4 protein-coding genes are annotated in these 4,766 nt (G+C 32.5%); 2 read left to right on the top strand and 2 right to left on the bottom strand.

Annotated elements, in window-relative coordinates:
- Positions 1–92: 92 nt before the first annotated feature.
- Positions 93–779, bottom strand: coding sequence for an EAL and HDOD domain-containing protein (locus tag DER71_RS11615; RefSeq protein WP_114474672.1), 687 nt, complete (start codon positions 777–779; stop codon positions 93–95).
- 131 nt (positions 780–910) lie between these two features.
- A complete protein-coding gene (locus DER71_RS11610; protein ID WP_158531688.1) occupies positions 911–2,221 on the bottom strand; it encodes a diguanylate cyclase domain-containing protein in 1,311 nt (436 codons plus the stop codon).
- Between the two features lie 271 nt (positions 2,222–2,492).
- Between DER71_RS11610 and DER71_RS11605 the strand changes: the two genes are divergently transcribed.
- Together DER71_RS11605 and DER71_RS11600 are read left to right on the top strand one after the other, a co-directional pair.
- Entirely contained in the window at positions 2,493–3,662 is a 1,170-nt protein-coding gene (locus DER71_RS11605) for an iron-containing alcohol dehydrogenase (protein ID WP_114457109.1), read from the top strand.
- Between the two features lie 306 nt (positions 3,663–3,968).
- Positions 3,969–4,766 (top strand): aldo/keto reductase (locus DER71_RS11600; protein WP_147269422.1); only part of this gene is annotated, 798 nt, incomplete at its 3' end.

The following is a 4,766-nucleotide window of genomic DNA, read 5'->3' as shown; positions in this document are numbered from 1 at the left end:
GAATGCATTCGACGTTAAATTATAAAAGTCCAGAAGACTACGAAAACGAGAGAAAACTATCTAAACTATGTGTCTAATTTAATGGGGGAAGCTCATATAATTTTCTCTATTTTTCGAAAATTCGGGTTATCTTTATTTAACTCTTTTAGTATACTATTATAGCTCATCTGAAGAGGTTCCAGCTTTTTCCCGGATACAATATCAGGTTTTGTAAAATAAAAGCCCTGGTAATAATCATAATTAAATTTTTTTGCCTCTTCTAAATCAGAATAATCTTCTATTTTTTCTGCTAAAAAATTTACCTGAGAATTATATTTGTTTCTTATCAGTTCCAGAGTTCTTTTTCTTTCTCTTTTAGTTGAATTTAAAAAATCAATTTTTATAATATCAGCTATTTTAATTAAATCAATTAGCGACTCTTTAAACTCAAAATCATCCAGCACTATTTTAAAGCCTTCGTTTTTTAATTCCCTGCAGATTTCTAAAATTTCAGAATCAACTTCAACATCTTCTAAAATTTCAATATAAATTGATTCACTTGACAGAATATCTGGTATTTTACTTTTAATCATTTTAGAGGTGAAGTTAATAAAAGCCGGTTTATCCTGAGTTAAATTACCAAGACCAATAGACTCTAAACTATTTGTTATTACTTCTGCTGTAGCTCTTTCGCCATCATTAATTACATTTTTTTGGGAAGACCTAAATAATAATTCATAAGCAAATAATTTTTCCTTTTTATCAAGAATTGGCTGTCTTCCGACCATTATATTTTCCAATTATCCCACCTCCAATATTCCTAAATCTAATTTATATAATATAAGGAGTTTCCCAAAATTTATTTTTACAGCTGTAAAAATAAATTTCGTCATCAATGATTAATTAAAATGATCACTTTTAATTAATTTTATCAGCATCTACATCTATTTACAAATTTTTGCTCATACATCTTTTTATCAGCTTTATCATAACATTTTCTAATATTTTTAACACCATGATTCTCGCTGTTACAATCTGTTGCTTCATACCCCAATGCAGCACTCAAAGGTTCAGGCAATTCTTCGTTTTTATTAACTTCTTCTATCCTATCCAGAATTCTTTCAGTTACCTCCTCAGCTGTATTACAATTAGTATCAGGCAGAATCACTACAAATTCATCTCCTCCTATTCTGGCAACAATATCTTCGGCTCTTAAACTGCTCTTTATAGCTTCTGCTGTTAATTTAATATACCTATCACCCATACTGTGGCCGTAATTATCATTAATATCTTTCAATTTATTAATATCTCCAACGATAATACTGATCGGATATTTTCTGGAATTCTGGAGACGCTTAAGTTCTTCATTTAGAAATCTTCTGTTATAAAGACCGGTCAGTTCATCATGATTCGATAGGTATTCTATTTCTTCTGCTGCTCTTTTTTCCTGATCTATATCTATATGAACTCCTACAATCCGAATGGCATTTCCAGCTTCATCTCTTTCAGTCACTTTTCCAATATCTCTAATCCACTTCCAGCTGCCTGACTTTGTTTTTAATCGATGCTCATTATAATATTTTTCAGTTTTACCTTCTAGATGATTTTCTAAGTCTTTTAAAGCCTGTTCCTTATCATCAGGATGAACTAAATTAAGCCAGGTATTAAGGTTATTCTCCAGCTCAAAATGTTCATATCCCAGCATCCGGGCCCAGTTTTCATTAAAATGTACTGTATTATTTACAGCATTCCAATCCCAAATACCAATATTACCACCAGAGACAGCTAATTCTAATCTCTCTTTTACCTCTTTTAATTCAAGTTCTTGTTTTTTACTTTCAGTAATATCATCAATCACAGCATAAATTAACTGATTATGTTCTTTATTTTCTAGCTCATGTTTTTGCTGTAGACGGTGAGAAATATCTATAATCTCAAAGATAATTTTCTCATCATCTAATTGAGAGTAACGGAAATTAAAATATTTATAATCACCAGCAGCTGTTGTAATTTTATATGTTCTATCCTGAATATTATTTTCTATGTCATATTGAAAATATTTTTTGGCTTTCTTCCTATATTCCTGATCAGGATAAGCTTTTTTGTACCAGTCTTCCATTGTTTTAATGTCATCCTCTGTATATCCAGTCATCTCTTTTATAGTCTGGTTAGTAAATAAAAGCTGGCCCTGTTTATCAGCTATTACAATTCCGATTGATAACCTATCTATTAAACTCTCCATTAATTGATCATCTCTTCCCATCGATTTTTCATAGATTTTCCACCTCAGACATCATTTTAGTGATAATACTTATATTATTGATTCTACATTAATCTTAAAAATCCTATATTTATTTCTTTAATTTGTCAAATTTTATATAAATAAGAAGTTCAGTGATAAACTGCAGCCTACAATTCACCAGATAAAAATTATTTTCAAAAAAAGCTTGACCTGGAGTTAACTCAAGGTGATAAACTATTAAATAAGAAAATTTGAAATGGAGGTCGTAAAAATGAGTTTTAGAATGGATATAGCAACAAAATTGTTATTTGGATCTGGACAGCTGAATAATCTGCATCAAGAGGAATTACCTGGTAAGAAAGCTTTAATTGTTATCTCAAATGGAACTTCTGCCAAAAAATACGGTTATTTAGAAAAAACAGAAGAACAGCTTAAAAAAGCTGGAGCAGAAACTGTTTTATTTGATCAGATAGAAGCAAATCCCTTAAAATCAACAGTTATGGCAGGTGCCAGAATGGCCGCAGACAATAATTGTGATTTTGTAGTGGCACTTGGTGGAGGAAGCAGTATGGACGCCGCCAAATCAATTGCACTGATGGCTGTTAATGAAGGTGATTACTGGGATTATATTCCCGGTGGAACTGGTAAAGGTAAAGAAGTTAAAAATACTCCACTCCCTGTAGTTGCAATTACAACTACAGCTGGAACAGGATCCGAAGTTGATAGAGGAACTGTAATTACTAATTCAGAAACTAATGAGAAAATTGGATTTGTACATCCAGATCTTCTGCCTAAAATAGCAGTTGTTGATCCAGAACTAATGACCACAGTCCCGCCAAAATATACTGCATTTCAGGGTTTTGATGCCCTATTTCACAGTATAGAAGGATATCTATCTAAATTTACCAATAAAATGAGTGATATGTATGCAATTACCGCTGTTAAAAATATAGCTGAAGGACTGCCAAAAGCTGTAGAAAATGGAGATAATCTGAAGGCAAGAGAAAAAGTAGCCTTTGCCAACACTTTATCCGGTTTAGTAATGGAAGTAGGTGCATTAACAAGTCAGCACTCTTTAGAACATGCAATGTCCGCTTTTCATCAGGAACTTCCTCATGGTTCGGGTTTAATTATGCTAAGCAGGGCATATTTTGGCAAAATGGTAGAGCGAGGAATTGCTGAAGAGAGATTTATTGAACTGGCAAAAGCTCTGGGAAAAGATGATGCCGAAAAAGCAGAAGATTTCCTTATCGCACTTGAACAGCTGCAGCAGAAATGTGGGGTAGCAGAACTTAAGATGTCTGATTATGGAATTAAAGAAGATGAATTTGAGGCAATGGCAAAAAATGCAAGAGAAACCATGGGAGCTCTTTTCCAGTGTGATAGAAGCGAATTAAGTTTAGAAGACACTGTAGATATTTATCAAAAGGCCTATAAATAAGGAGCTTTAATAAGTTCATAAATAACTATTTATGTAATCTTAATAAAAATTGAATTGGTATTTTTACTACCCTTTATCACTGCTCATGCTTATAAACTGCCAGGGCCAGTTTTTTACCTTATGCATATACCGTTTTTTGATGGACTTATTTTGTGGACCACTGGGTGTGATAATTATTCAGTTAATTTTAATTACAATAATAATAGTTTCTGTAAAAAAGTATTCAAACTATAAATTGGAGTTGAATTAAAATACAGGTGTTAGAAAAAGAAATAATAAAAAAATCTATTATAGGAGATGATAAAGATGTTATACAGAAAAATGGGAAAAACAAATGAAAAGGTTTCTGTTTTAGGGTTTGGCTGTATGAGATTACCTGTTATTGATGGTGAGCAAACTAATATTGATGAGGAAAAAGCAACAAAAATGCTGAGATATGCAATTGATAACGGAGTAAATTATGTTGACACAGCATATCCTTACCATGGTACAGGATTTGATAAACCAGGAGAAAGCGAGCCATTTGTAGCAAGAGCCTTAAAGGATGGTTATCGAGAAAAAGTAAATTTAGCAACAAAACTTCCAATCTGGTTAGTTCAAAGCAGAGAAGATATGGATAGATTATTGAACGAACAACTTGAACGCCTGGAAACAGATAAAATAGATTTTTATTTACTCCATTCATTAAATAAAAGCAGTTGGGAAAATTTAAAAAAATTAGGTATAGAGGAATTTTTAGATCAGGCTATAGAAGATGGTCGGATAAAATATGCTGGATTTTCTTTTCATAGTGATATTAATTCCTTCAAAGAAATTGTGGATTCTTATGACTGGTCATTCTGTCAAATTCAATATAATTACTTAGATGAAAATTATCAAGCTGGCAGAGAAGGGTTAGAATATGCTGCTGATAAAGGGTTGGGTGTTGTAATTATGGAGCCTCTAAGAGGTGGCAATTTAGCAGGAGAAATACCAGAGGAAATTTTGAATAAATGGGAGGAAGCACCAATAAAAAGAACACCAGCCCAGTGGGCACTCAGATGGGTAATGAACCATCCAGAAGTTTCAGTAGTTTTAAGTGGGATGACCGCTATGGAGCATGTG

This window comes from Halanaerobium sp. DL-01 (assembly GCF_003338615.1).
Lineage (GTDB): Bacteria > Bacillota > Halanaerobiia > Halanaerobiales > Halanaerobiaceae > QPJE01.
The sequence above is the reverse complement of the archived record's forward strand: the minus strand, read 5'-3'. Positions and strand labels throughout refer to the sequence as shown.